A 24,039-nucleotide genomic window follows, 5' to 3' on the forward strand; every position below is an offset into this window, starting at 1 on the left:
GTTTGGTATTTTATGAAATTGACAAACAATAGTTGTATTTCAAATAGAAATAACGGTTGCTTAGCGTAGGAAATAAGTAGAAATGATTTAATCAAATTGATAGAATTTCAGTAAAAATATTGGATTAGTTTCTTTTTAAATTAAATTCGTAATATTTTCCAGTTAATTTAATGAGCAAAGATAAATTGAAGCCTCTTGAGCATGCTACTTTGTGGGATAGTTTTCGTGGTGGGAGCGATGAAGCATTCTCTCGTCTTTACGAACTGTTTGCTGCTGACTTGTATCGATATGGTTACAATTTGGTAAGGAATAAACAAGTCGTTGAAGATTGCCTACACGAACTTTTCCTGCATTTGCATAGCCACAGAAGTCGGCTAGGACCAACTGATAATATTCAGTTCTATTTGTATAGGGCTTTGAGAAGGCGTCTGACAGATACCATCTCTAAACTTAATAAATTAGATTCTGAGGAATATGTATTTGATAGAGCTGAGTTTTTGATTCAGCCTTATGAAAGTCAATTGATTGAGGAACAAGTAGTTGAAAGACAGCGGGAAATTGTAATTGCAGAATTAAATAAACTTCCAAAACGGCAGAAGGAAATTTTGTATTTAGTCTATATGAAAGGACTGACCTATCAGCAAGCTTCAGAAGTGATGGATATAACTATGAAAAGTGTTTATAATAGTGTTAATGTGGCTTTGGCTACATTAAGAAAATATCTACAAGAAAGTTTTAAGAGAGAAGGGTTATTATTATTCCTGTTTATTATCTCAAGTATTTTTATAGTATTTGCTTGATTTTGAGCATAAAAACGGGAAAAATATACACATACACTGTTTAACAATAAACAACAATAATTGAAATGAACTATTCTGTTTTCGATGTACAAGAATTTTGTGAAGATGCTGATTTTATTCGCTGGGTAATTTCACCTACAGACGAATTGAATCAGTTTTGGAATACTTTCTTAATCGCCAATCCAAGTAAATCCAAAGACATACAGATTGCTAGAGAATACATAAAAACACTTCATTTTCAAGAAGTTGAAGTAGAACAAGAAGACCTTACAAGGTTGAGAAACCGTATTTGGGGTGATATTGAAAAGCCTGTCGTTAAAATAAATTGGTGGAAGAACCCTCGCTATTGGTCAGCCGCCGCTGCAATTTTTGTAATAACATCTGTTGGAATATATTGGAGAAATAATCAACCAACCATGTATGAAACAGCCTTTGGACAAATCAAGAAAATATCTTTGGAGGATGGCTCAGTAGTTACCCTCAATGCGCATTCGTCGCTGAGAGTTGCTGAAAATCTTGATGAACTGCAAGTCAGGGAAGTGTGGTTGGATGGAGAGGCATATTTTGATATTGCCAAACTGAAAGGAGCAAAGTTTATTGTACATACTACGGAAGCTGAAATAGAAGTATTAGGAACAGAGTTTAATGTAAATACGCGTCGTAAAAAGACAAAAGTTATTTTGCATGAAGGAAAAGTAAAATTGTCTGTCGATAGTATTCGAGCAGTAGTAATGAAGCCGGGCGATATGGCAACGGTAGTAGATAGAAGAAAGGCAATAGAACTAAAAATTGTTCAACCAGAGCAGTATGAATATTGGAAACAATCGATCATTGTGTTAAATGATAAATCAGTTTCTGAAGTATTGGAGATATTGGAAGATAATTATGGCATAAGTATTCAATTTGAAAACCCCATTATTTTAAATAAAAAATTGAGCGGGAAATTGAGTATAAAGTCATCAGAAGAATTTATTCAAAACTTTGCAACCATCCTTGATGCTGAATATGAAAAGACAGAAAAAGGGTATTTTTTTAGATAACATTTAGAAAAGATAAAAAAATCAAAAAAAAATTATAGAAAAACGGGAAAAAGCTTGAATAGGTTGTTTAACAGTTAGATGAGTCGTTGATATCTTAATTCTTGTTTTGACTATGAAAAAACTTTTTCTCTTTTATTTTACCATAACGCTGTTTGCATTTTGTGGAGCCCAACAGTCTTATTCTCAGCTGATATATGCTTCCAGTAATAATGAAAGCTTACAGCCAAAAACTTCGCAAGAAAATGCGAACAGTGTCATTTCCCTACTTCATAAATTGGAGTTGATTCACAAAGTTAGCTTTGTATATCAACAAGAATTGGTAGCAGGCAAGCTAGTACTTATCCCGATTAATGAAAACGATAGGGTAGAAAGTATCTTAAAACGTATACTTCCACCGTTAAATCTTAAATTCAAAAAATTAAAAGGAGGGGGCTACACTATCTTGCCTATCAAGCCCTTGAAAACTAATTCTTCTCAGAATGATTATCAAAAATCAGCTACTGAATTAAAAGCTGCTGTTAGTTTCTTAGAAGAAAAAGACCTACATCCGATTACTACAAGCTTATCAAATGTTATTTCAATGGACTTTACGATAAAAGGTAAAGTAACGGATGCTGAAACAGGCGAAGCATTACCGGGAGTAAATATTCTGGTAAAAGGAAGGCAGTCAGGCGTAATTACAGACCCTAATGGTAATTTTTCGATTGTTGTGCCAGACAAAAATTCAGTATTGTTGTTTAGTTATGTGGGCTATTTAAGTCAGGAGATTCCCGTAGCAAATAGGATGCAAATCAATATTTTGTTAAAGCAAGATAACAAAGCCTTGGATGAAGTAGTAGTAGTAGGTTTTGGTACGCAGAAAAAAATAAACGCAACAGGTGCCATTTCGACAATAGGGACAAAAGAACTAGTACAATCACCAGTAGCGAACATCAGTAATTCATTAGTTGGGCGAATGCCTGGGCTTTTTGCAACGCAGTCAGGCGGTGAGCCTGGTAACGATGGGTCAAAAATCAGGATTAGAGGTGTAGGAACTTTTTCGGGGAACACAGACCCTCTAGCATTGGTAGATGGCATTCAGGTAGACAACTATAATAACATAGACCCAAATGAAATTGAATCTGTTACTATTTTAAAAGATGCCTCTTCAACAGCGGTTTATGGTATCAGAGGGGCTAACGGTGTATTGATTATTACTACGAAAAGAGGAAAGGCAGGACCGCCCAAAATTAGCTATACTTTTAACCAAGGTTTCAATACGTTTACAGGTATGCGTGAGCAGATGAATAGTGCAGATTATGCTACACATTTCAATGATGCGCTCCAAGCGGATGCCTATGTGACGGGTTCTGTTTATGTACCAAAATATAGTGATCAGGACATTGAATTATATAAAAATGGACAAGACCCTATTTTTCACCCTAACGTGAATTGGGCTGATGTAATGTTTAAAAAGGTTTCTAAACAATCACAGCACAATGTAAGTATTAGTGGTGGGCAAAATAAGGTAAGATACTTTGTGTCAGCAGGATATTTCAGTCAGGAAGGGCAGTTTAAAGACACCAAAGATATTACCAATGCATTCTCGCCACAATCAGTCTTCAATCGATATAATATACGTTCAAACTTTAATTTTGAATTAACTAGTCGCTTGAAAATGGCCTTAGATTTGTCTTCTCAGACAGAGATAAGAAGTGGTAATAATGGCTCTAATACTGAAAGAGTAATAGGGGATGTGTTCAGGGCGAGTCCGTTATCTACCCCAGGAATCGTAGATGGCAAAGTAGTAAATATCTTTACAGGCTCTCAAAACAACCCTTATATCTCATTATTATATCCAAATTTAGCAGGAGGTCTCAAGCGTTCTTATCGTAATTATTTGAATGGTTCGTTACGCCTTGATTTCGATTTAGGTTTTCTAACAGAAGGGTTGTCTACGCACGCAAATATTGCGCTTCAAACGTATAATGACCAGCAAATTGTAAATACTAAAACATTGATTACGTATTTAGCGGTAAGACTTCCAGACGGTACGATTAATTACGTTCCATCTACCACAGAGGCGCAATTTGGATTCAGTCAAACGGGGACTTACAACAGAAGAATTACAGGAGAGTTTGGAATTGACTATAAAAGAAGCTTTGCCAATAAGCATAATGTAACAGGATTATTACTGTATAACCAACAAAAGACTTATGACCCATCGTTAGCTTTCTTAGTGCCAAAAGGGTATCAGAGTTTTGTAGGGCGTGCTACTTATGATTATGATGGACGTTATTTAGCAGAAGTGAATGTTGGCTATAATGGAACAGAGAATTTTGCACCAGGCAAAAGATTCGGATTTTTCCCTGCATGTTCTTTGGGTTGGGTAGCATCAAATGAAGCATTTTTTCCAAAAAATGGATTTGTTTCTTTACTAAAAGTAAGAGGTTCGTACGGCGTAGTTGGTAATGATAACATTGGGGGAACGCGTTTCCTTTACCGACCAACTAGTTATTCGTCGGTCGGTAGTATATATTATTTCGGTAATGTGGGTAGTACTTTTGCTGGTTTCACTGGTATTCGTGAAGGAGCTACTGGTAACCCAGATGTTACTTGGGAAAGGGCTATCAAACAGAATATTGGGTTAGAGATGTCGATGTTGAGAGATAAAATAAAATTTACAGCAGATGTTTTTAATGAGAAACGTAGTGACATTCTGGCTACTCCACAAACCATTTCTGCTATCGTAGGATTATCTCAACCAGCTACCAACCTTGGTAAAATGGAGAACAAAGGCTTTGAAGCAGATATTACTTATACAAACAAAGTAGGAGAAGTAGGGTATCGAATTTCAGCTAACTACAGCTTTGCCCGTAACAAAGTGATTTTCAGAGATGAAGTGCCGAATAAATATGCTTATCAAAATAGAACTGGGCAACGATTAGGACAAAATTTCGGATTGATTGCCGATGGATTATATAATACTTGGGAAGAAGTAAACGACCCTAAGCGACCTGTATATTCTTATTCAAAAAACAAAATACAGCCAGGGGATATTAGGTACATAGACATTAACGGAGACGGTATCATTGACGATTTTGATGCAGTGCCAATGGGTTATTCTAACTTACCAGAAAAAACATTTGGAGCTTCATTAGGTCTTAATTACAAAGGTTTTGATATTTCAATATTGTTTCAAGGCGTAGGAAATGTATCACATTACTATACTCGTTTTCAAAGAGGAACAGGATATGGGCAAGCTCCTCCAGAAGGCTCTGCAAGTTACATGAACGAAAGCTGGACGCAACAGAGATATGACGCTGGTTTACCCATTAATTTCCCTCGTTTCTCAGTAAGTAGTAATCCAAATGAGGTAGGGTCATCATTTTGGTTAGCTGATGCAAGTTATGTTCGTCTTAAAAATGCAGAAATAGGCTATAGATTTAGTGAAGGCATTCTCAAAAAATTAGGCATCAGCTCTTGTCGTATTTACGTAAATGCTAATAACCTATTTACTTGGAAAAAAACATTGCCAGGTATTGACCCTGAAAATACATCTACGGGAGATACCAATACAGAACCTTATCCTCTTGTTCGAACAATGAACGCAGGTCTTAACATTAATTTTTAAGGAACCCTAACATGAAAAAAATATATTACTTAGCTACGTTAGTTTTTTGTTTAATTTCTTCATCGTGTGATAAATCCTTTTTAGACAAAGCACCTGGTGTTGATTTAACAGAAGATAATGCCTTTATTAATAAAGCAAGTTTAGAAATTTTTATGGCAACTGTTTATAAGTACAGTATGCACTCAAACTTTCGCTACCGAACTCAAGGAGATTTACCTTTCTCACAAGTAAACAATACAGACTGTATCCATCCTAGCTCAAGCATAAGTGATGAAGGAGATGCTTCTGAGGCGTCTTTTGTTCACTCAAATAGATGGAATGAAGGGGTTGTTTTACCAAGCAATATCGTCAATCTTGAGGACTTCAGGTACTATATTCGTTGGATAGCCTTACGACAAATTAACCTTGTATTGAAAAGAGGTAAAGAAGTGCCAGATGCCGACGAAACATACAAAAAGCAAGTACTAGCTGAAGTTAAGTTTTTAAGAGCCTTAAACTACATGGAAATGGTGAAGCGATATGGCGGTGTTCCTATTGTAGATAAGGTTTTTGAGGCAGGTGTTAAAGTAGATATTCCAAGAAGCTCTTTTGACGACTGTATCAAATTTATCTTAAAAGATTTGCAAGAAGCCATCCCAGATTTACCTGTATCCTATTCTGCCTCACAGGTAGGAAGAGCAACATCTGTAGCGGCCTTGGCTTTAAAGTCGGAAGTATTATTATATGCTGCTAGTCCACAATATAATACTGCGACACCCGTCCTTCCAATGGTTAACGCTAGTGATAACAAGCTGATTTGTTATGGAAATTATGATGCAAACCGTTGGAAATTAGCGGCTGATGCCGCCAAAGTTGCTTTAGATTTTGCATTAGAAAATGGTTATGGATTGATTGATGAAATTGCTAATAGAAATCCTAAGGAATTAGATAATGGTACAGTAGGTCCTTTGGGAAATTATCGCGTATCGTGGGAGACTACTAATAACAAGGAACTGATAATGACATATCAGGGAGGGGGTACACAGGCTGGCGGTATTACAAATATCGGAAACCCACCTTTGACGTTCTGGAATGCATCTTGTTACGGTTCATTTTGGAGTGGTATCACAATGCCGTTGAATTTTATAAAGAAATATGAAAAAATTGATGGTACTCCACAAACATGGGATGCTACAGGAGGAACAGATTTAATCGCTAAATATGGTGAGTTAGACCCACGCTTCAAGCAGTCTGTAGCTTATACTAATTCATATTATACCGCAAGAGACCCAATCTCTTTAATTTATAATGGTGGAAAAGATTACGTTAACTGCAAAGGAGGAGTATGGTTGCGTAAATATATACCAAGAAATGCGACAAGTGCCAACTTTGTCATGAACGATGTAATTTTCAGAGTAAATGAGTTGTACTTAAATTATGCAGAAGCACTAAACGAAGCCTCTGGTCCTGTTCAGGCAGCCTATGATGCCGTAAATGCCATCAGAAATCGCTCAGGGATGCCCAATTTACCAACAGGACTTACGCAAGAACAATTCAGACAAAGAGTAAGAAATGAAATAGCGATTGAGATGCTTAATGACGACCATCGTTTTTGGGATGTAAAACGCTGGTTGATTGCTGAAGACGAAGGGGTAATGAACGGGAAGTTTGAAGGCTTACAAATCAATAGAACGGGTACATCTCCGAATTTCAAATATAGCTGGGTGCCGTATACGTTTGAAACAAGAAGCTTTAAGAAAGCGATGTATTTGCATCCATTTCCACAAACGGAAGTGTTAAAAGGAAACCTGATACAAAACCCTGGATGGTAGAAGAATAATCGTGGTTATTAATCTTTTATCATCAATGAATAATTGTTAAATGTTTATTCGATTAACAATTTAACCAGTTGACAAAACATCATGAAAATACAAAATACAAAAAAGCTTTATTACATATTGCTCTTCAGCTTGCTTGTAAATAATCTTTTACTTGCACAACAAGGGAAGTATGGGCTGGCATTGCCAACCGATACCGTAAAAGTGTTTAACCAACAAAACATAAAAAATATTGGTTATGGGAAACAATCAGCCAATCATATCACGAGTGCTATTTCAACAGTAAATGGTGAAGAGATAGAGAAAAACTTCTCGCTTAATTTAGGAAATACGCTTTATGGTAGATTGGCTGGCTTAACAGTTACGCAAGGTGGAGCTGAACCAGGAGCAGCATCGCCCAATATATATGTCAGAGGTATAAATACTCTTGGAGGGGCTAATAACTCACCACTTTACGTAATTGATGGCTACATCAGCAATGGCACAGGAACCGCCAATGCTTTTATGCAATTATTACCCGAAGAAATCGCATCTATTTCAGTTTTAAAAGATGCGTCAGCTACGGCAATTTATGGCGCACGTGGAGCGAATGGTGTTATTTTAGTGACTACCAAAACAGGTAAAGAAGGTCCTTTGAGAATATCATTTACCACCAAACAGGGCTTTAATCAGGCTCAGTATATCCCAAAATTTTTGAATTCATATAACTATGCAGCTTTGTACAATGAAGCATTAACAAACGACGGTTTAGCACCAAGATACACTTCGGCTGATTTAGAAGCCTATCAGAATGGCTCAGACCCTTATTTCCATCCGAATGTAAATTGGTATAATGAAGTATTAAGACCTACCGCCGCAATTTCTAGCTATGATTTAACATTTAATGGAGGTGATAAATTTGTTAGGTATTTTGTAATGCTGAATGCTATTAACAGCCAAGGGTTATTCAAAAAATATGGAGATATGAACGAGGAGAGTTCAAATTCTTCTTATTCAAAATATAATTTCAGAACTAATTTGGATATTACATTATCGAATAGACTCTCTGCTGAATTTAGAATAGCTGGAGCTATTGAAGAAAGCAGTAATCCTAATAATTATACTACTGGTGGTACTTTTAGCTTATTGAATTCTTTACCACCTAATGCTTTTCCTGTATATAATCCGAATGGAACATTTGGAGGAAATGCGTTGTATTCAAACCCTGTGGCTAATTTACTAAGTACAGGTCTTTACAAAAATAATACACGTACTATTTTGTCTTCTTTAAAACTTACGGAAGAACTTGATATGATTACTAAAGGTTTTAGTATTTCAGCCTCTGCTTCAATTAATAATTACTTTGAATCGGGGTCTAGAAAAACGAAACAATATCCTCGGTACTCAATATCAAAAGGCGTTGCAGGCGATACCTTGTATAGCCCAGCGATTGGTCAATTGACAACCTTGAGCGGAGCAGAAGAAACGTTGGATCAGTATAGAAGTATTGTCGTTCAAGCATTTTTGAATTATAAAAGAACATTCGGCAAAAGTGATATTGCTAGTATGTTAATGCTTAATTCTGACAATATTACGCTGTTTGGACCAACAGGTGATGTATCTACCCCAACGGCCAACTCAACAGACGCTTATAAGCACAATAGTGCGGCTGGACGTTTTACTTACGCATTTGATAATAGATATATAGCCGAGTTTTCATTTGGATACATGGGTACCGATATTTTTGCTCCAGGAAATAGATATGGGTTTTTCCCAGCAGGTTCTATTGGTTGGGTACTTTCAAATGAGAAATTCTTAAAAACTAATGCAAATATTAATTACCTAAAACTGCGTGCATCTTATGGTTTATCTGGCAATGATATTATTGCAGGACAAGGTTTATCGACAAGATATGCTTATACTGGTACGTTTGGTGGGGGTGGATATTTCTTTGGAACTGGTAATACTGCAGTAGGAGGTTATGCCGAAAACGTTATTGCTAATTCAAACATTACTTGGGAAAAAGAAAAAACACAGAACATTGGAATAGATGCTAGTATATTTAAAAACTTAGACCTTTCGTTTGACGTTTTTAACCGTGACCGTTATGATATTCTAGTAGCTTCAAACAGTACTACTCCGCTGTTTCTGGGAATAAGTACCCAAAACCTAAATCAGGGTAAAGCCAACAACAAAGGTTTTGATTTTTCATTGCGCTATCATAATAGCACCAAGAAAGATTTACAGTTTTTTGTAGAAACGAACTTCTCTTATTCAAAAAGCAAAGTGATTTTCAATGCTGAAGCACTACAATTAAACACGCAATTATATAGTACAGGACAAGCAATTGGTCAGCCAATAGGCTTAAAAGCTATCGGTTTTTATACCCAAGATGATATTGCTAAAAGGCTAGTAGACCCTAAAAGCGTTCCTGGAGTATTAACAGAGGTTATCAAGGCTGGTGATATTAAATACCAAGATATAGGTGGTCCCGAAGGAAAACCAGATGGCGTTATTGACGGAAATGATAGATTGCCTATTGGTAATACAGGCTTGCCTTACTTAACAGCGGGTTTGCATACAGGATTGAAATACAAAAATTTTGATGTTGATATAGTTTTTCAAGGCTCTACGGGCAGTACTGTGTATCTAGGTGGTAATACTTTTCAAGCATTTCAGTCTAACGGACAAGTTGCCCCAATTGCCTTGAATCGATGGACTCCTGAAACCGCAGAAACGGCTGATTATCCGAGATTATCTTCAAAAGATAACCTTAATAACTATCAGTTTTCTACTTTCTGGCAACGCGATGGCAGTTTCATAAAAGTGAGAAGTGCCGAGATTGGCTATGTACTTCCTGCTAAAATATCAAATAAGGTTGGGTTAAGTAAAACTAGGTTTTTTGTGAATGGTACAAATCTTTTTTCATGGGATAAAATCCAATATGGCGATCCAGAATCTTTAACGGGTTATCCAGTAACCAGAACACTGACACTAGGTTTTAAAATACAATTGTAATTCTTTAAAATACAATGCTGAAAATGAAAAAATATTTATACTCGTTAATAGTTTGTGTAGCACTTGCCTTAAGTGCTTGCCAAGACCTTGACCGTGAATTTGTAACGACTATCGGACGAAATGAAATAGAACAATCTTTTGGTAATGTCCAATCCCTATTAAATGCCATTTATGCTGATATTCCAGATGGTACTTTATACATTGGAGGTTCAGCAATGATGGCTTCGGCTACGGATGAATCTGAATTTACTAGCGAAACGAATGCCATCCAAAGCTTTAATACGGGTAGCTGGAATGCTATTAATAACCCAGATTTAGTATGGGGTAATTATTATAGAGGTATTCGTAAAGTAAATCAGTTTTTATTATCAACCGATAAAATAAACCTTGACCCTTGGAAACTAGACCCCTCGGCATCTGCTCAGGCTGTTTATACTACCAATCTTGCGGCTATTAAGCGTTGGACTTATGAAGCTAGATTCTTGCGTGCTTATTTTTATTTCGAATTGGTAAAGCGTTATGGAGGAGTACCTATTTTAAATAATGCCCTTGATTTGGATGCAGACTTTTCTAAAATAAAGCGTAATAGTTTAAATGAATGTATCCAGTTTATTGTATCGGAATGTGATTCTGCGGCGTCTAAATTACCTTTAAATGCTTCTACTTTACCTTATGTAGCAGCTAATGATTTGGGAAGAGTAACAAAATTAACTGCCTTGGCATTAAAGAGTAGGGTGTTATTATATGCAGCCAGCGATTTATTCAATAATCCTTCATGGGCAGGCGGTTATCCAAACCCTGAATTAATTTCACTCCCTGCTGGCGACCGTGCTGCTCGTTGGAAAACCGCTTCGGATGCTGCCAAAGCTGTAATTGATGCAGGTTCATTGCCTACTTTAGGGGCTTATAAGTCTCTGTTCAATACATTTAATAATGGGGAAATTATTTTTACCAGAAGTACGGCGGCAGGGAATCAATTTGAAAAAAATAATTCCCCTATTGGTTATAACTTGGGGCAGAGTGGCAACACGCCTTCTCAAGACTTAGTGGATGCTTATGAAGTAAAAGTAAATGCGACAACAGCAGTTAAATTCAACTGGAACGACCCTGCTATGGCTGCAAATCCATATGCTAACCGTGACCCACGTTTAGGCTTTTCGATAGTGACAAACAATACTGCCTTTGGTACGCCGAGTAGAAACGTACAATTATGGCCAGGTGGGCTAGATGCCAAACCCATTGTTAATGCGTCTAAAACAGGGTATTATTTACGTAAGTATCAGATAGAAAGTTTGAACTTACTGAATGGTAATACAGGGGTACATAGCTGGATTATTTTCCGTTATCCAGAGATTTACCTGAATTATGCCGAGGCCTTAAATGAATGGAGTCCGGGGAATGCTGACATTAAAAAATATATAGATATCGTTCGGACTAGAACGGGAGTAGCCATGCCTCCAGTACCTGCTAATTTATCACAAGTAGACATGAGAGAGAAAATTCGTAATGAAAAAAGAGTGGAATTCGCTTTTGAAGACCACCGTTTTTGGGATGTTCGCAGATGGTTACAAGGACCTGAGTATTTTGGTAAACCATTAATGGGAGTGAATGTAAAACGTAATGCTGACAATACATTTTCATATACGCCCGTAAAGGTTGAAGATAGGGTTTTTACTCCAAAAATGTATTTGTATCCTATTCCTCAAAGCGACTTGAATATTTCTAAAGAATTGATTCAGAATCCTCTTTGGTAAATATAACGCAATCATAATAAACCCTCCTGCAATAACCCTACCACTATCATAAAGAAAAATTGCGAGAGTTATTAAATTAATAAACTCGCAATTTTATCTATTTTATTGGGAAAGTTTTTTAGAAACATTAAAATCAGAGAATTATAAAAATAACATTAAAAGTATTGAAGTAAGCCGATGAAAAAATTAGTATTAACTATTGTATTACTACTTTCTGTAGGTATAACGATGTATGCGCAAGTTTGGCATGTGTCGGGGGATGGGAATGATTCCAATGATGGGAAGTCGCCCGAAACGGCTTTTCGTTCTTTACAAAAAGTAGCAAATTTAGTCCAACCAGGCGATGTTGTTTTGATTGGAAATGGTATTTATTCCAATGCTGATAAGTCTAATGGAAGTGCCGTGCTCTCCATCACAAAATCTGGCAAACCCAATGCTTGGATTACTTGGAAAGCCCGAACAGGACATAAACCTGAAATCCGTCCTATGGGTTGGGCGGGAATCCAAGTGTCAGGGTCTTATCATATTATTGAAGGTATCACGGTAAAAGGAAGTAATGATTCAATCGTATTAGCACATGCACAGGAAGATGCTAAGAAAGTAACGCCTAATCCCTCTTTCAATACGAACGGCATTTTTGTAAATGGTAGAAATAATGGCCCAGACCAAAAACCACACCATGTTATCATTCGTAATTCAGAGGTTAGTAAATGTCCGGGAGGTGGAATTACTGCGATAGAAGCAGACTATATTACTATTGAAGACTGTAAAGTATTTGATAATGCATGGTTTATGCGATATGGAGGTTCGGGCATTACAACTTTAAATAACTGGGCTTATGATGATGCTCCGGGTTATCATATCATTATTCAACGAAACTATGTATGGAATAATAAAACGATGGTGCCTTGGGAGAAAATTGGAAAGCTAAGTGATGGAAATGGAATATTGCTAGATGTTACCGATCAGTCGGACGGACAAGGAGCAACAAATCCGAATGCTGATGCCGTTATTAAAACGAATAATACTCAAAATACGATAACAGAGAACAAAACACCAGAGAAACCAAAACGCCCCGAATGGAAAGGAAGAGCACTGATTGCGAATAATTTAAGTGCCTATAATGGAGGTTCGGGGATTCATACTTTCAGGACAAAGCATGTAGATATTATCAATAATACCACCTATTGGAATGGACAAACAGTGGGCTATCAGGAATTATTTCCTAATCGTTCAGAAGATGTCGTTATTCTTAATAATATTATTGTTCCTAGACCAGCAGGTAAAGTAACGTCAAATAACAGAAATACGAATATACGTTGGGATTATAATTTGTATCCGCTAGAACAAAATGCTATTGCTGGTCCGAATGATATTGTAGCTGACCCGAAATTTATTAATGTACAATTGAACCCAACCCAAGGAAATTTTAATATTCTTAAGAATAGTCCTGCTGTAACATCAGGCACTACAGAACTTATTCAAGCGAAAGATATTACGGGCAAAACTCGCAAAATTGGCAAAGGTATTACTAGAGGAGCCTTTGAAATAAAATAGGATTATTAATCAAGCAAAAATATAGTGCATTATGGTATTTTATGTGCGATGTTCACTCTCAAGATTTTACCTTAAAACTGAATAGACAATAAGCAATTATCAGATTAAAGATGTTTAATTGCTATTAGTTTAATCACCTGTATTTACGATCATAAATTTTGGATATTACCGAAAACGTGTAAAATGAACAGAAAAGAATTTATCAAATTAGGTTCATTAACCTCTGTTGCTTTTTTTGCAACTTATTCGGGTGTTAACGCTACAATAGATATTCTTCCTTCTAAAGCTGCTCATCCTCTTGCAATTACCATGTGGGATTTTAGTTGGCTCGAAAGAAGATGGGCAGGCGGTGGATATGAAGATTGGGACAAAATATTAGATGAACTAGTTGAAAGAGGATACAATGCGGTTAGGATAGATGCTTACCCACATCTTCTTGGGGCTAGTCCTGATAAAGAATGGCTATTAAAGCCAGTTTGGGATCAAAATGATTGGGGAAGTCCGGGGCTGATAAAAGTTAAAATACGACCCGCATTAATAGAATTTATTGCAAAATGCGCTAAAAGAAATATTAAAGTCGCTTTATCTACATGGTACCGAGAGGATAAGGATAATACACGAATGCAAATAGATTCACCAGAGAAAATGGCTGCAAACTGGTTAAAAGTATTGGATATAATTGATGCTGAAAAATTGCTGGATGCTATTCTTTATGTGGATATGTGCAACGAATGGCCTGCAAAAATATGGACACCCTATTTTAAAGCTGAGCGAAAAAATCATGATTGGAGTATTCCTAGCTCTGTAGCGTGGATGAAAACTTCACTATCTATTATGCGCAAAAATTATCCGCAGTTGCCTTTTACTTTTTCATTTGACCATTATGAGAAAGGTATTTTAAAGAATAATCCAATCCCTTATCTTGATTTTATTGAGCAACATCTCTGGATGGCGAGTTTGCAAAATGGAGAGTTTAATAACAAATTGGGTATAGACTGGGATGGTTTTTCTACTGGAGATTATAAAAAGCTAGTTGCAAAGGCAGAAGCCATATATACCCAAGATAAAGCATACTGGGATGATATTTTGGTAAGTAGTATTAAACAACTTGCTGATGATGCCAAGGCTGCGGGTCAACCGCTTATCACTACCGAAAGCTGGGCTTTGGTGAATTATAAAGACTATCCAATGTTAAACTGGCATTGGATAAAAGAACTATGTGAATTAGGTGTACGTAAAGCTGCCGAAACGCAGCAATGGGTCGCAATTGCCACGAGTAATTTCTGTGGACCTCAGTTTAAAGGGATGTGGAATGATATAGCGTGGCACCAAAGATTGACATCTATGATTAAAAAATCTAAAATTTCCGATGATTTGAAAGATAAAAAAATAGTCCTTCGATTAAACAATTGATGAATTTCCCATAGTTTATTGTTCGGGTATCTCATAAAATAGAAACCCATTTTTTTGACGTTCTGCACCTATTTTTATTAAATAATATTTCCAACAAATTTTAAAATATCACTATTATGTCAAACAGACGAGACTTTATAAAACAATCAACTTTGGCTACGGCTGGGGTACTTACTTCTTCAAGCCTTTTTGCTTATCATGGAAAGCCGAATGATAAAGTAGTAATAGGTGTGATGGGCACAAACAGTCGTGGGCTTTTCTTAGCTAAAACGTTTGCGAACTTACCAAATGTTGAAGTTGGATATATCTGTGATACAGATGCGAATGTTTTAGCAAAAACAATCGCTGAAATAGAGAAAATCTCTGGTAAAAAACCGCAAGGGTTTACAGATATTCGTAAAATGCTTGAGAAAAAAGACTTTGACGGCTTGGCAATCGCTGCACCAGACCACTGGCATACGCCAGCAGCCATCATGGGTTTGCAGGCTGGAAAAAATATCTATGTTGAAAAGCCATGTAGCCATAATCCAAGAGAAGGAGAATTATTGGTTGAGGCCACAAACAAATATAAAAAATTTGTTCAGATGGGTAGCCAAAGACGTACCTTTAGTAATGTGAAAGACATGATTGCTAAATTGCATGGAGGTGCTATTGGTAGGGTGTATTTTGCTCGTGGTTGGTATGTAAATAGTCGTAAATCAATAGGGAAGGGCGTAGTGGCAAAAGTACCAGACCATTTAAACTATGATTTATGGCAAGGACCTGCTCCACGTAGAGCATACAAGGATAATTTAATACATTATAACTGGCATTGGTTTTGGAACTGGGGAACAGGCGAGGCCCTTAATAATGGCACACATGAATTAGATGTAATTCGTTGGGGCTTAGGAGTTGACTATCCAACCAAAGTTATTTCTAGTGGTGGAAGATTCCATTTTGCAGATGATTGGGAAACACCAGATACTCAAACAATTACTTTTAATTTTGGCAATAATACCGCCTGTACTTGGGAAGGACGTAGCTCTAATGGATACAATTCTGAAGGCAGTGGAAGAGGCGTAATTTTTTATGGAGACAATGGCACAATCGTCTATCCAGGAAGTAATAGCTACAAAATATTTGATGCCGCTAATAAATTAGTATCTGAAGTAAAAGATGATACTCCTTTTGACCCTAAAAACGCAGTCAGTCCGACAGAATTATTAGATGGTTTGCACCTTCAAAATTTCTGCGAAACTATTCGGGGGAAAGAGCAATTGAATGCTCCAATCTTAGAAGGACACAAATCTACGTTGTTGCCACAATTGGGAAATATTGCTTATCGAGTAGGCAGAACACTCAATTGTGACCCTACGAATGGTCATATTTTGAATGATAAAGATGCTAATAAACTTTGGGCTAGAGAATACGAAAAGGGCTGGGAAGTAAAGGTATAATTAAATTAAGTTTTCAAGAAGAAACTACCCCAAGAGCAGATAGTTGTTCTTCTATTTCAAGCTAACTTGAAATAGAAGATTTCATTAATCGTAATTATTCCATAAAATATAATACGCTATTTTTGAATATTTCAGAGATAGCGTATTTTTATTATAAGGCTTTGATGAAGTAGCACTTAACAATTATTGAAGAATGTACTTATACAAACTTCATACACATTGCCATCTTTTAGTCTTTTAATGAATCATAGCTTCTTTATTTACGCTAAACCAACAATATTAAAATAAATATTAAGCAGATTCAAACTATGAAAAAAAACATATTTTTTGTTGTATCATTGGTTCTTCTCATGTCCATTCCGAAGACGTTCATTGCTAGAACACCCATAATTAGGCAAGCCGATGTAATTATTTATGGAGGTACTTCTGCTGCAATAATTGCTGCGGTGCAGGTCAAGAAAATGGGTAAATCGGTTATCGTTGTGTCGCCTGATATACATTTAGGAGGTTTGTCGTCTGGAGGTTTAGGGTTTACAGATACAGGTAACAAGGAAGTAATAGCTGGTTTAGCACGTGAATTTTACCAACGTTTGTATCAACATTATCAAGATAATAGTGCTTGGAAATGGCAAAAGAGAGAAGAATATGGCAATAAAGGGCAAGGAACACCCGCTATTGATGGTGCTAACCGAACTATGTGGATATTTGAGCCACATGCTGCCGAGAAAATATTTGAAGATTTAGTAAAAGAAAACAAACTGATTGTTTATCGGAATGAATGGTTAAATCGTTCACCAACAAGTATAATAAAAAGCTCTGGAGGTATTCGTTCTTTTCGTACCCTAAGTGGAAAAGTTTATCAGGGAAAAATGTTTATTGATGCTACTTACGAAGGCGACCTAATGGCTGCGGCAGGAGTAAAGTATCATATTGGTCGTGAAGCTAACAGTGTTTACGGTGAAAAATGGAATGGTGTTCAACCAGAAGTTTTTCAGCACGGTCATCATTTTAAAACGAAGATTAGTGCCTATAAAGTCGCAAATGACCCAAATAGTGGGCTTTTACCAGAAATTTCTTCTGAACCAATAGCGGAATATGGTTCTGGTGATAGTAAGATTCAGGCTTATTGTTTCAGAATGTGTTTGAGCAGTAATCCCGAGAATAGAATCCCTTTTACAAAACCAGAGGGGTATAACCCTGCACGATATGAATTATTGGCAAGAGTTTTTGCTACAGGTTGGCGTGAAACCTTTGATAAATTTGACCTGATTCCTAATCGCAAAACGGATACTAATAATCATGGACCTTTTAGTACGGATTACATCGGCAAAAATTATGATTATCCAGAAGCAACTTATGAACGACGCAGACAAATAATCAAGGAACATGAATTATATCAAAAAGGCTTAATGTATTTTTTGCAAAATGATGAAAGTGTACCTACTGATGTACGACAAAGCATGCAAGAATGGGGTTTACCCAAGGATGAATTTAAAGATAATGGCAATTGGCCTCATCAGCTCTATATCCGTGAGGCAAGAAGGATGATTGGGGAATTTGTGATGAAAGAAGCGGATGCCTTAGGAAAAACACAAGTGCCTAATCCAATCGGAATGGGCTCGTATGCCTTGGATGCTCATAATGCCCAACGCTATATAACAAAAGATGGCTTTGTACAAAACGAAGGAGACATAGGCGTACATCCCGACAAGCCTTACGCTATTGCTTATGGTTCTATCTTACCAAAAGAACAAGAATGCAACAATTTATTAGTGCCTGTTTGTTTATCAAGTAGCCATATTGCTTACGGTTCAATCAGGATGGAACCTGTTTTTATGATTTTGGGTCAATCAGCAGCAACGGCAGCAGTGCTTGCTATCATTGATAAAACGTCTCCTCAACAGTTATCCTATCATAAACTAAAAGCCGTTCTGCTAAAGGATAAACAAAGATTAGAATGGTAAAACCTGATTAAGTTATCGTAAAGCTAATTTAGAAATATAGTTAAAAAATAAACGGGAAAAATCATATACACCAGTGTTTCATAGTCAGATTAAGATAAACAATATCAAAATTGAAATATGAAATATACATTTAAACTAATGCTATGGAGTATGTTGTTATTCAGTACTTCGCTTTTTGGCTGTGATCAAAAAGAGGTTACTGATGTAGTTGTAAAACCTACTGGGCCAGTAGTATCTTCTTTTAAAGGCTATTATGTTTCTGATGAATTAGGGTCAGATGCTAACAGTGGCTTATCTATTTCTGCTCCGTTGAAAACAATTGGAGCGGGACAAAATTTAGCTTCTCCTGGCGATACCGTTTTTATCATGAATGGTAATTATATTCCTGCTGCTACTATCCAATTGAATAAATCTGGAACGGCTGATAAATATATTACTTACAAAGCTTATGCTAATCATAAACCTAAGTTTTTCTTTTCTGGGAGTATCTGGAACGCCATTACCATCAACGGTTCTTATATTGTATTAGAAGGAATTGAGCTTCAAGGAAATAATCAAAACCTTACTTATGCTGATGCTTTAGCATCGTATAATGATAAATTGGCGGGGGGTACTAATAATAATTTATATGCTATCTATAATACGAATGGAATAAGTATAGGAGGTCCCAATACTGATACTAAATTTCCTCATCATGTTATTATACGCAACTGCAAAATTCATGATTTTCCGGGGGGTGGACTTAGCTCTATTCAAGCAGATTATACAACGTTTGAAGGCAATACTGTGTATAATAATGCATGGTATATGATGTATGGAGGTAGTGGTATCAGTATTCTAACGCCTTTTGACAGCGATGCTAACACAGGGTATAAAAACATTATACGCAACAATATTTGTTACAACAACCGAACAACTATTCCTTGGATTAGTCAACAACGATTAAGCGATGGGAATGGTATCATTATCGACGTAAACCTACGTCCTTATAATTCAACTGCTACAGACAAACCTTATAAAGGGCGCACTCTGGTTGAAAATAATATAAGCTATAATAACGGTGGTTCGGGAATTCATGCTTTTGATGCGGCTCATATTGATATTATCAATAACACGGCCTACAACAATGCTCAAATTATGGAGACGTATGCTGATATTTATGCAAATACCTGTAATGATGTAAAAATTATGAATAATATTATTTATACAAAGCCCAACGGAAACTGCAATTCGAACAATAAAAACACCAATGTTACTTACGACTACAATGTATATTTTGTAGGTAAAGTAGCTGTAAAAGGACCTAACGATAAGGTGATGGATCCAATGTTTGTCAACCTTTCTACCAATCCAAGTATTGCAAACTTTTCTTTGAAAAGTGGAAGCCCAGCCATTGATGGGGGAACTCAAAGCATTTTTGCACCCAAAGATATTAAAGGAGTAAGCCGTCCAAAAGGTGGAACTGTTGATTGTGGTGCTTATGAAGTGCAATAGTACAAAATGTAAATAAGCATATAATTTGTTAATATGCTTTAAGGATAATTTTTATGAAACGCAGAAAATTTATCGAGCAAGCGGGGCTATTTTCAACAGGGTTGTTCTTTACCTCTTTTATTTCGACGGTAATAAAAAAGGCTAATCCAACCATATTATTGGTTTCGGGCTGGCAAGATGTAAATATTGGAGACATTGGACATACACCGGGACTTCTACATATTTTAGAAACCTTTATTCCAAAGGCAACAGTTATTTTATGGAAAAGAAGCAATAGTGAACAGGTGAAGGAGTTGCTCAACAAGAACTTTCCGAAAGTAAAAATTATCTATGGGGATGTAAATAACGATAAAGGTGTAGATAATCCTGAAATTATAGAGGCTTTCAAAAAAGCTGATTTAATGATTCACGGTTCGGGGCCACTTTTAGTAGGAGCAGATAACTTGGCAAGTTGGATGAAAAATACGACCAAACCTTTTGGAGTATTTGGTACAACACTTGAAAATCTGAGCCAATATCACCAAAGTATTTTACAGAAAGCATCATTCATTTATACGAGAGAAACTAAGTCAATCGAGCAATTGAAAAAAGTTGGTATCACTGGAAATCACGTACAATTTGCTCCTGATGCTACTTTCTTTATCAATATTCGTGATGATAAAAAGGGTTTTACTTTCTTAAAAGCAAATGGATTAGAAGCTAAAAAGTTTATCTGTGCCGTTCCACGATTACGATATACACCCTATCATAAACTTAACCCCAACAACAACGGTTGGAGTACTGAAAAAATAAAAGAAGTAGAAAGTATCAACGAAAAATATAAAGAAGTTGATCATGCAAAGCTTCGAGAAGCAATGATTGCTTGGGTAAGGGAAACAGGAAACAAAGTGCTTGTATGTCCTGAAATGACTTATGCAGTAGAACTGATGGATGAATTGCTCATTAATCCATTACCCGAAGATGTAAAACCATTTATCGTAAAAAGGGGTTATTGGCTTCCGGATGAAGCTGCCTCAATTTATGAAAAAGCGCATAGCGTTTTGAGTTTGGAATGTCATTCACCTATTATAGCTGCTGCCAACGGAACACCATGCTTTTATTTGCGTCAGCCCGAAGATACCATCAAGGGTCAAATGTATTACGATTTAGGTTTCAACGATTGGGTTTTTGAAATAGATAATACAACAGGTAAACAAATTGCCGACCGCCTGCGAGAAGTTTGGCAAGATTATGAAAGAGCCAAAATAAAACTAAAAACAAGTATGGATAAAGTTGCTATAATTTATGAAAGCCGTACAGATGATTTGAAAACAATACTTAATGAAAAGTATAAATAGCAAAATGTTTTTTAGCTTAAAACGCCATGAATAAACTCGCTATTGGTATAGATGTAGGAGGTACTCGAACTAAAATTGGCTTGGTTGATTTGACACTAGGGCAGGTAATAGAAAAAACGATTTTCCGTACTGAAACTAAAGATGCAGGACGATTTGAACAAATGCTTGCTGAGGCAATTGATAGGTGTAAATCAAGAGCAAGTGATATGAATGCACAATTAGTTGGTATTGGTATTGGCGTTTCGAGTTTTGTGTTTGATAATGGTATAGTGGACTCTACCTATGGTTTTATGGACTTTATGGAAAACTATCCACTAGCAAACAATATTGAAGAAAGACATCATTTACCTTGTAAGGTAGATAACGATGCTCGACTAGTAACTTTAGGAGAAGCTTTATTTGGAAAAGGGAAAGACTTTGAAAGAGTGTTGGTACTTACTTTAGGTACAGGCTTAGGTTTAGGATTTACTATCAACGGAAAATTGGATGGTAAACTGCCTTATAGCCACATGGGAGGGCACATTAGTATTATTCAAAACGAGGTAACTTGTTATTGTGGCAAAATTGGTTGTCTGGAATCATTGGTGTCGGCTACGGGAATAATTAATACTGCTAAGCGATTGAATTGGCATCAAAAATACCCTGATGCTGTTTTTACGGTAGAAAGTATTTTTAAAGCTAGTCAAAGGGATAATGTAGAAGCCAAGCAAATAGTCGACGCTTTTCTTTTTCATTTAAAAACGGGCATTTCAAATTATATCAACTTGTATGCACCCGATACCATTATTCTAGGAGGTGGCGTAGCTAAAGGACTAAAGCCTTATTTATCACTTTTGCAAAACGAAGTATTATTAGGACCTTATAAAAAATACAAAACTAATATTCAGATTTCTGAACTTGAAGAGCATTCGGGAATTCTAGGAAGTGCGGCTCTATTTTACGGAATATGAAAAACAAAAATTGGATTTACTACTCAATGGCAGCAGCTCTTTTTTGGGGAGTATGGGGTGTGGTGGCAAAGCTTATTTCAGAAGATGTAAATCCTTTTGCAAATCATGTGTTGTTTACCACCGGTATGCTTTTGACGCTTCCTTTAGTGGTGAATAAAATCCGAAAAGAAAAGCCTAATACCAAAGGCATTATTTGGGGGCTTGTCTCGGGAATATTGGCAGTAATTGGTAATGTAGCTGTTTTTCAAGCCTTTTCAGAAGGAGGTTTAGCAGCTATTGTCATACCCCTCACTAATTTATACCCGCTCGTTACGATTCTGATACCCCTTTTGATTTTCAAAGAAAAACTGAACATAATCAATGGTATAGGTATTCTATTGGCTATTCCTGCGGTAATTATGCTTTCTGGACAAACCTTAATCTTCGAGGATCCTGCTACTTTTTTTAAAAATTTAGGATTGAATACTTGGATATTATTTTCGTTAATCGCCCTCTTTTTCTGGGGTGTTTTTAGTGCATCACAAAAACTAACTACTAATTATATATCTGCTGAATGGGCATACACCGCTTTTATATGGTCAAGTATTATTTTATCACTATTATTTATTGTTTCGGGAAAGGTGTATTTCACATTTTCTCGAAACACTTTTTTGTTAGGGTCGTTCTCAGGGATGTTGAACGGACTAGGCGTTTTATGCAGTTTTGCTGCTTATAAAGCTGAAGGCAAAGCCTCGCAAGTAACTACGATAGCAGGGGCTTTACAACCCGTTTTTACCATTGTCTTAGCAATCGCTTTTTTGGCAGAGCGTATTTCTTATATAGAAATTATTGGTATTGCTATCGCCATTGTAGCAGCGTTGGCATTATCTCAAGAAAATAAAAATAGCCCTGATGGCTCAACCTTGCTTGTATGAATAAAATGTACGCTGAAATACTTGAAATTCCTGAAAGAGCTTTAGCATTATTAGCAAGCCCAACTCAGCCTTTGCCTCTAAAAGTACCTTATTTGGGCATGGGGTCTTCTTATTTTGCACCACTGGCTTTTAAATATATGGGGATTGATATTTATCCTGAAATTGCTTCAGAGTATTTTAATTATTTATCCCCTCAGACAAAGAAGCCCTTAGCAGTAATCCTCTCACAGTCAGGAAAAAGTAGTGAAGCGATTTGGTGTACACATCTTTTTGAAAAATACATTGCTATTTCTAACTATCCCGAAAACGAATTAAGTAATGCAAAAAATGTAGCAGAAGTAGTATTGATGCAAGCTGGAGAAGAGCATTATTCTTCTTCCAAAACATTTGTTAATACACTGTTGGTCTTGTTCAAAGGCTTTGGCTATCATCCTAAAGATGCTGTGACATTACTATTTGGCAAAATGAAAAGGTATGAGGAGCTTGGACAAAGCTTGGCAGAGAAGGTTTTTGAGATATTACAACAACATACAATCCATGGAATATATATCACAGGCAGTGGCCCTAATATAGCCACGGCTTTAGAAGCAGCACTGATTTTGAGTGAGAGTACCAAGCTAAATTTTCATGGTTTACCAATGGCTCAATACGACCATGGCCCTAAAGAAACGGCTCAAAATAGTATTGTCATTCAAATTTTAGCCAGAGGAAAATCTTATGATAGAGCCTTAGCTTTAACCGAAAAAATAGAAAATGCTGGTGGTATCGTCTTTAAGGTAGAAGAACCAGCAGTGGAAGAACATTTTTCGATTTTACACAATATTATTCCTTTCAATTTTATGGCATATTATCTATCGCAAAAGTTGGGGATTGAGGAGATTTTTGCAGTGGGAGGAAAAATTACGGAAGTAATAGATTAGTTGAGATTGGAATAAGCAATTACACATTTTTGA

At 36.4% G+C, this 24,039-nt stretch carries 15 protein-coding genes; all 15 read left to right on the forward strand.

All coding sequences use genetic code 11. From position 1 onward, the window contains the following. Positions 1-170: 170 nt before the first annotated feature. The 15 genes from AC07N0_RS19715 to AC07N0_RS19785 all read left to right on the forward strand — a co-directional run bounded on the left by AC07N0_RS19715 (position 171) and on the right by AC07N0_RS19785 (position 24,006). Positions 171-800 (forward strand): RNA polymerase sigma factor, encoded by a 630-nt coding sequence (locus AC07N0_RS19715; protein WP_492804177.1) that lies wholly within the window; start codon positions 171-173, stop codon positions 798-800. A 65-nt stretch (positions 801-865) separates the two neighbouring features. Beyond that, positions 866-1,840: a FecR family protein gene (locus AC07N0_RS19720; protein WP_494590641.1), complete on the forward strand. Its 975-nt coding sequence runs from the start codon at positions 866-868 to the stop codon at positions 1,838-1,840. A gap of 112 nt (positions 1,841-1,952) precedes the next feature. Then, positions 1,953-5,453 (forward strand): SusC/RagA family TonB-linked outer membrane protein, encoded by a 3,501-nt coding sequence (locus AC07N0_RS19725; RefSeq protein WP_494590642.1) that lies wholly within the window; start codon positions 1,953-1,955, stop codon positions 5,451-5,453. Between the two features lie 11 nt (positions 5,454-5,464). Continuing rightward, positions 5,465-7,264, forward strand: a complete 1,800-nt coding sequence (locus AC07N0_RS19730) for a RagB/SusD family nutrient uptake outer membrane protein (RefSeq protein WP_494590643.1) — start codon at positions 5,465-5,467, stop codon at positions 7,262-7,264. A gap of 90 nt (positions 7,265-7,354) precedes the next feature. Further along, positions 7,355-10,267 carry a SusC/RagA family TonB-linked outer membrane protein gene (locus tag AC07N0_RS19735; protein ID WP_494590644.1) on the forward strand — a complete coding sequence of 971 codons (2,913 nt, stop codon included), beginning with the start codon at positions 7,355-7,357 and terminating at the stop codon, positions 10,265-10,267. 23 nt (positions 10,268-10,290) lie between these two features. After that, positions 10,291-12,021: a RagB/SusD family nutrient uptake outer membrane protein gene (locus AC07N0_RS19740; RefSeq protein WP_494590645.1), complete on the forward strand. Its 1,731-nt coding sequence runs from the start codon at positions 10,291-10,293 to the stop codon at positions 12,019-12,021. 177 nt (positions 12,022-12,198) lie between these two features. Continuing rightward, the gene (locus AC07N0_RS19745) at positions 12,199-13,578 is read left to right on the forward strand and encodes a right-handed parallel beta-helix repeat-containing protein (protein ID WP_494590646.1); all 1,380 of its coding nucleotides are present in this window, start codon (positions 12,199-12,201) and stop codon (positions 13,576-13,578) included. Between the two features lie 183 nt (positions 13,579-13,761). Then, positions 13,762-14,991: a cellulase-like family protein gene (locus AC07N0_RS19750; protein ID WP_494590647.1), complete on the forward strand. Its 1,230-nt coding sequence runs from the start codon at positions 13,762-13,764 to the stop codon at positions 14,989-14,991. A gap of 116 nt (positions 14,992-15,107) precedes the next feature. Beyond that, on the forward strand, positions 15,108-16,427 hold the full coding sequence (locus tag AC07N0_RS19755; protein ID WP_494590648.1) for a Gfo/Idh/MocA family protein: 1,320 nt from the start codon (positions 15,108-15,110) through the stop codon (positions 16,425-16,427). Positions 16,428-16,777: 350 nt separating this feature from the next. Beyond that, positions 16,778-18,391: an FAD-dependent oxidoreductase gene (locus tag AC07N0_RS19760; RefSeq protein ID WP_494590649.1), complete on the forward strand. Its 1,614-nt coding sequence runs from the start codon at positions 16,778-16,780 to the stop codon at positions 18,389-18,391. Between the two features lie 117 nt (positions 18,392-18,508). Beyond that, the gene (locus AC07N0_RS19765; RefSeq protein ID WP_494590650.1) at positions 18,509-19,885 is read left to right on the forward strand and encodes a right-handed parallel beta-helix repeat-containing protein; all 1,377 of its coding nucleotides are present in this window, start codon (positions 18,509-18,511) and stop codon (positions 19,883-19,885) included. Positions 19,886-19,938: 53 nt separating this feature from the next. Further along, a complete protein-coding gene (locus AC07N0_RS19770) occupies positions 19,939-21,222 on the forward strand; it encodes a polysaccharide pyruvyl transferase family protein (protein WP_494590651.1) in 1,284 nt (427 codons plus the stop codon). 26 nt (positions 21,223-21,248) lie between these two features. Further along, entirely contained in the window at positions 21,249-22,172 is a 924-nt protein-coding gene (locus AC07N0_RS19775) for an ROK family protein (RefSeq protein WP_494590652.1), read from the forward strand. Then, on the forward strand, positions 22,169-23,086 hold the full coding sequence (locus tag AC07N0_RS19780; protein WP_494590653.1) for an EamA family transporter: 918 nt from the start codon (positions 22,169-22,171) through the stop codon (positions 23,084-23,086). The genes AC07N0_RS19775 and AC07N0_RS19780 overlap by 4 nt, the downstream gene beginning before the upstream one ends. Then, positions 23,083-24,006 carry an SIS domain-containing protein gene (locus tag AC07N0_RS19785; RefSeq protein ID WP_494590654.1) on the forward strand — a complete coding sequence of 308 codons (924 nt, stop codon included), beginning with the start codon at positions 23,083-23,085 and terminating at the stop codon, positions 24,004-24,006. The genes AC07N0_RS19780 and AC07N0_RS19785 overlap by 4 nt, the downstream gene beginning before the upstream one ends. Positions 24,007-24,039 lie beyond the last annotated feature (33 nt).

This window comes from Arcicella sp. GW821-FHT09D11, assembly GCF_059416265.1.

Excerpts from the sequence above, each read along its gene's own strand:
- AC07N0_RS19760 (WP_494590649.1), top strand. The coding sequence starts at position 16,778 with ATGTCCATTCCGAAGACGTTCATTGCTAGAACACCCATAATTAGGCAA.
- AC07N0_RS19755 (WP_494590648.1), top strand. The coding sequence starts at position 15,108 with ATGTCAAACAGACGAGACTTTATAAAACAATCAACTTTGGCTACGGCT.
- AC07N0_RS19775 (WP_494590652.1), top strand. The coding sequence starts at position 21,249 with ATGAATAAACTCGCTATTGGTATAGATGTAGGAGGTACTCGAACTAAA.
- AC07N0_RS19720 (WP_494590641.1), top strand. The coding sequence starts at position 866 with ATGAACTATTCTGTTTTCGATGTACAAGAATTTTGTGAAGATGCTGAT.
- AC07N0_RS19715 (WP_492804177.1), top strand. The coding sequence starts at position 171 with ATGAGCAAAGATAAATTGAAGCCTCTTGAGCATGCTACTTTGTGGGAT.
- AC07N0_RS19750 (WP_494590647.1), top strand. The coding sequence starts at position 13,762 with ATGAACAGAAAAGAATTTATCAAATTAGGTTCATTAACCTCTGTTGCT.
- AC07N0_RS19745 (WP_494590646.1), top strand. The coding sequence starts at position 12,199 with ATGAAAAAATTAGTATTAACTATTGTATTACTACTTTCTGTAGGTATA.
- AC07N0_RS19770 (WP_494590651.1), top strand. The coding sequence starts at position 19,939 with ATGAAACGCAGAAAATTTATCGAGCAAGCGGGGCTATTTTCAACAGGG.
- AC07N0_RS19780 (WP_494590653.1), top strand. The coding sequence starts at position 22,169 with ATGAAAAACAAAAATTGGATTTACTACTCAATGGCAGCAGCTCTTTTT.
- AC07N0_RS19735 (WP_494590644.1), top strand. The coding sequence starts at position 7,355 with ATGAAAATACAAAATACAAAAAAGCTTTATTACATATTGCTCTTCAGC.
- AC07N0_RS19740 (WP_494590645.1), top strand. The coding sequence starts at position 10,291 with ATGAAAAAATATTTATACTCGTTAATAGTTTGTGTAGCACTTGCCTTA.
- AC07N0_RS19765 (WP_494590650.1), top strand. The coding sequence starts at position 18,509 with ATGAAATATACATTTAAACTAATGCTATGGAGTATGTTGTTATTCAGT.
- AC07N0_RS19785 (WP_494590654.1), top strand. The coding sequence starts at position 23,083 with ATGAATAAAATGTACGCTGAAATACTTGAAATTCCTGAAAGAGCTTTA.
- AC07N0_RS19730 (WP_494590643.1), top strand. The coding sequence starts at position 5,465 with ATGAAAAAAATATATTACTTAGCTACGTTAGTTTTTTGTTTAATTTCT.
- AC07N0_RS19725 (WP_494590642.1), top strand. The coding sequence starts at position 1,953 with ATGAAAAAACTTTTTCTCTTTTATTTTACCATAACGCTGTTTGCATTT.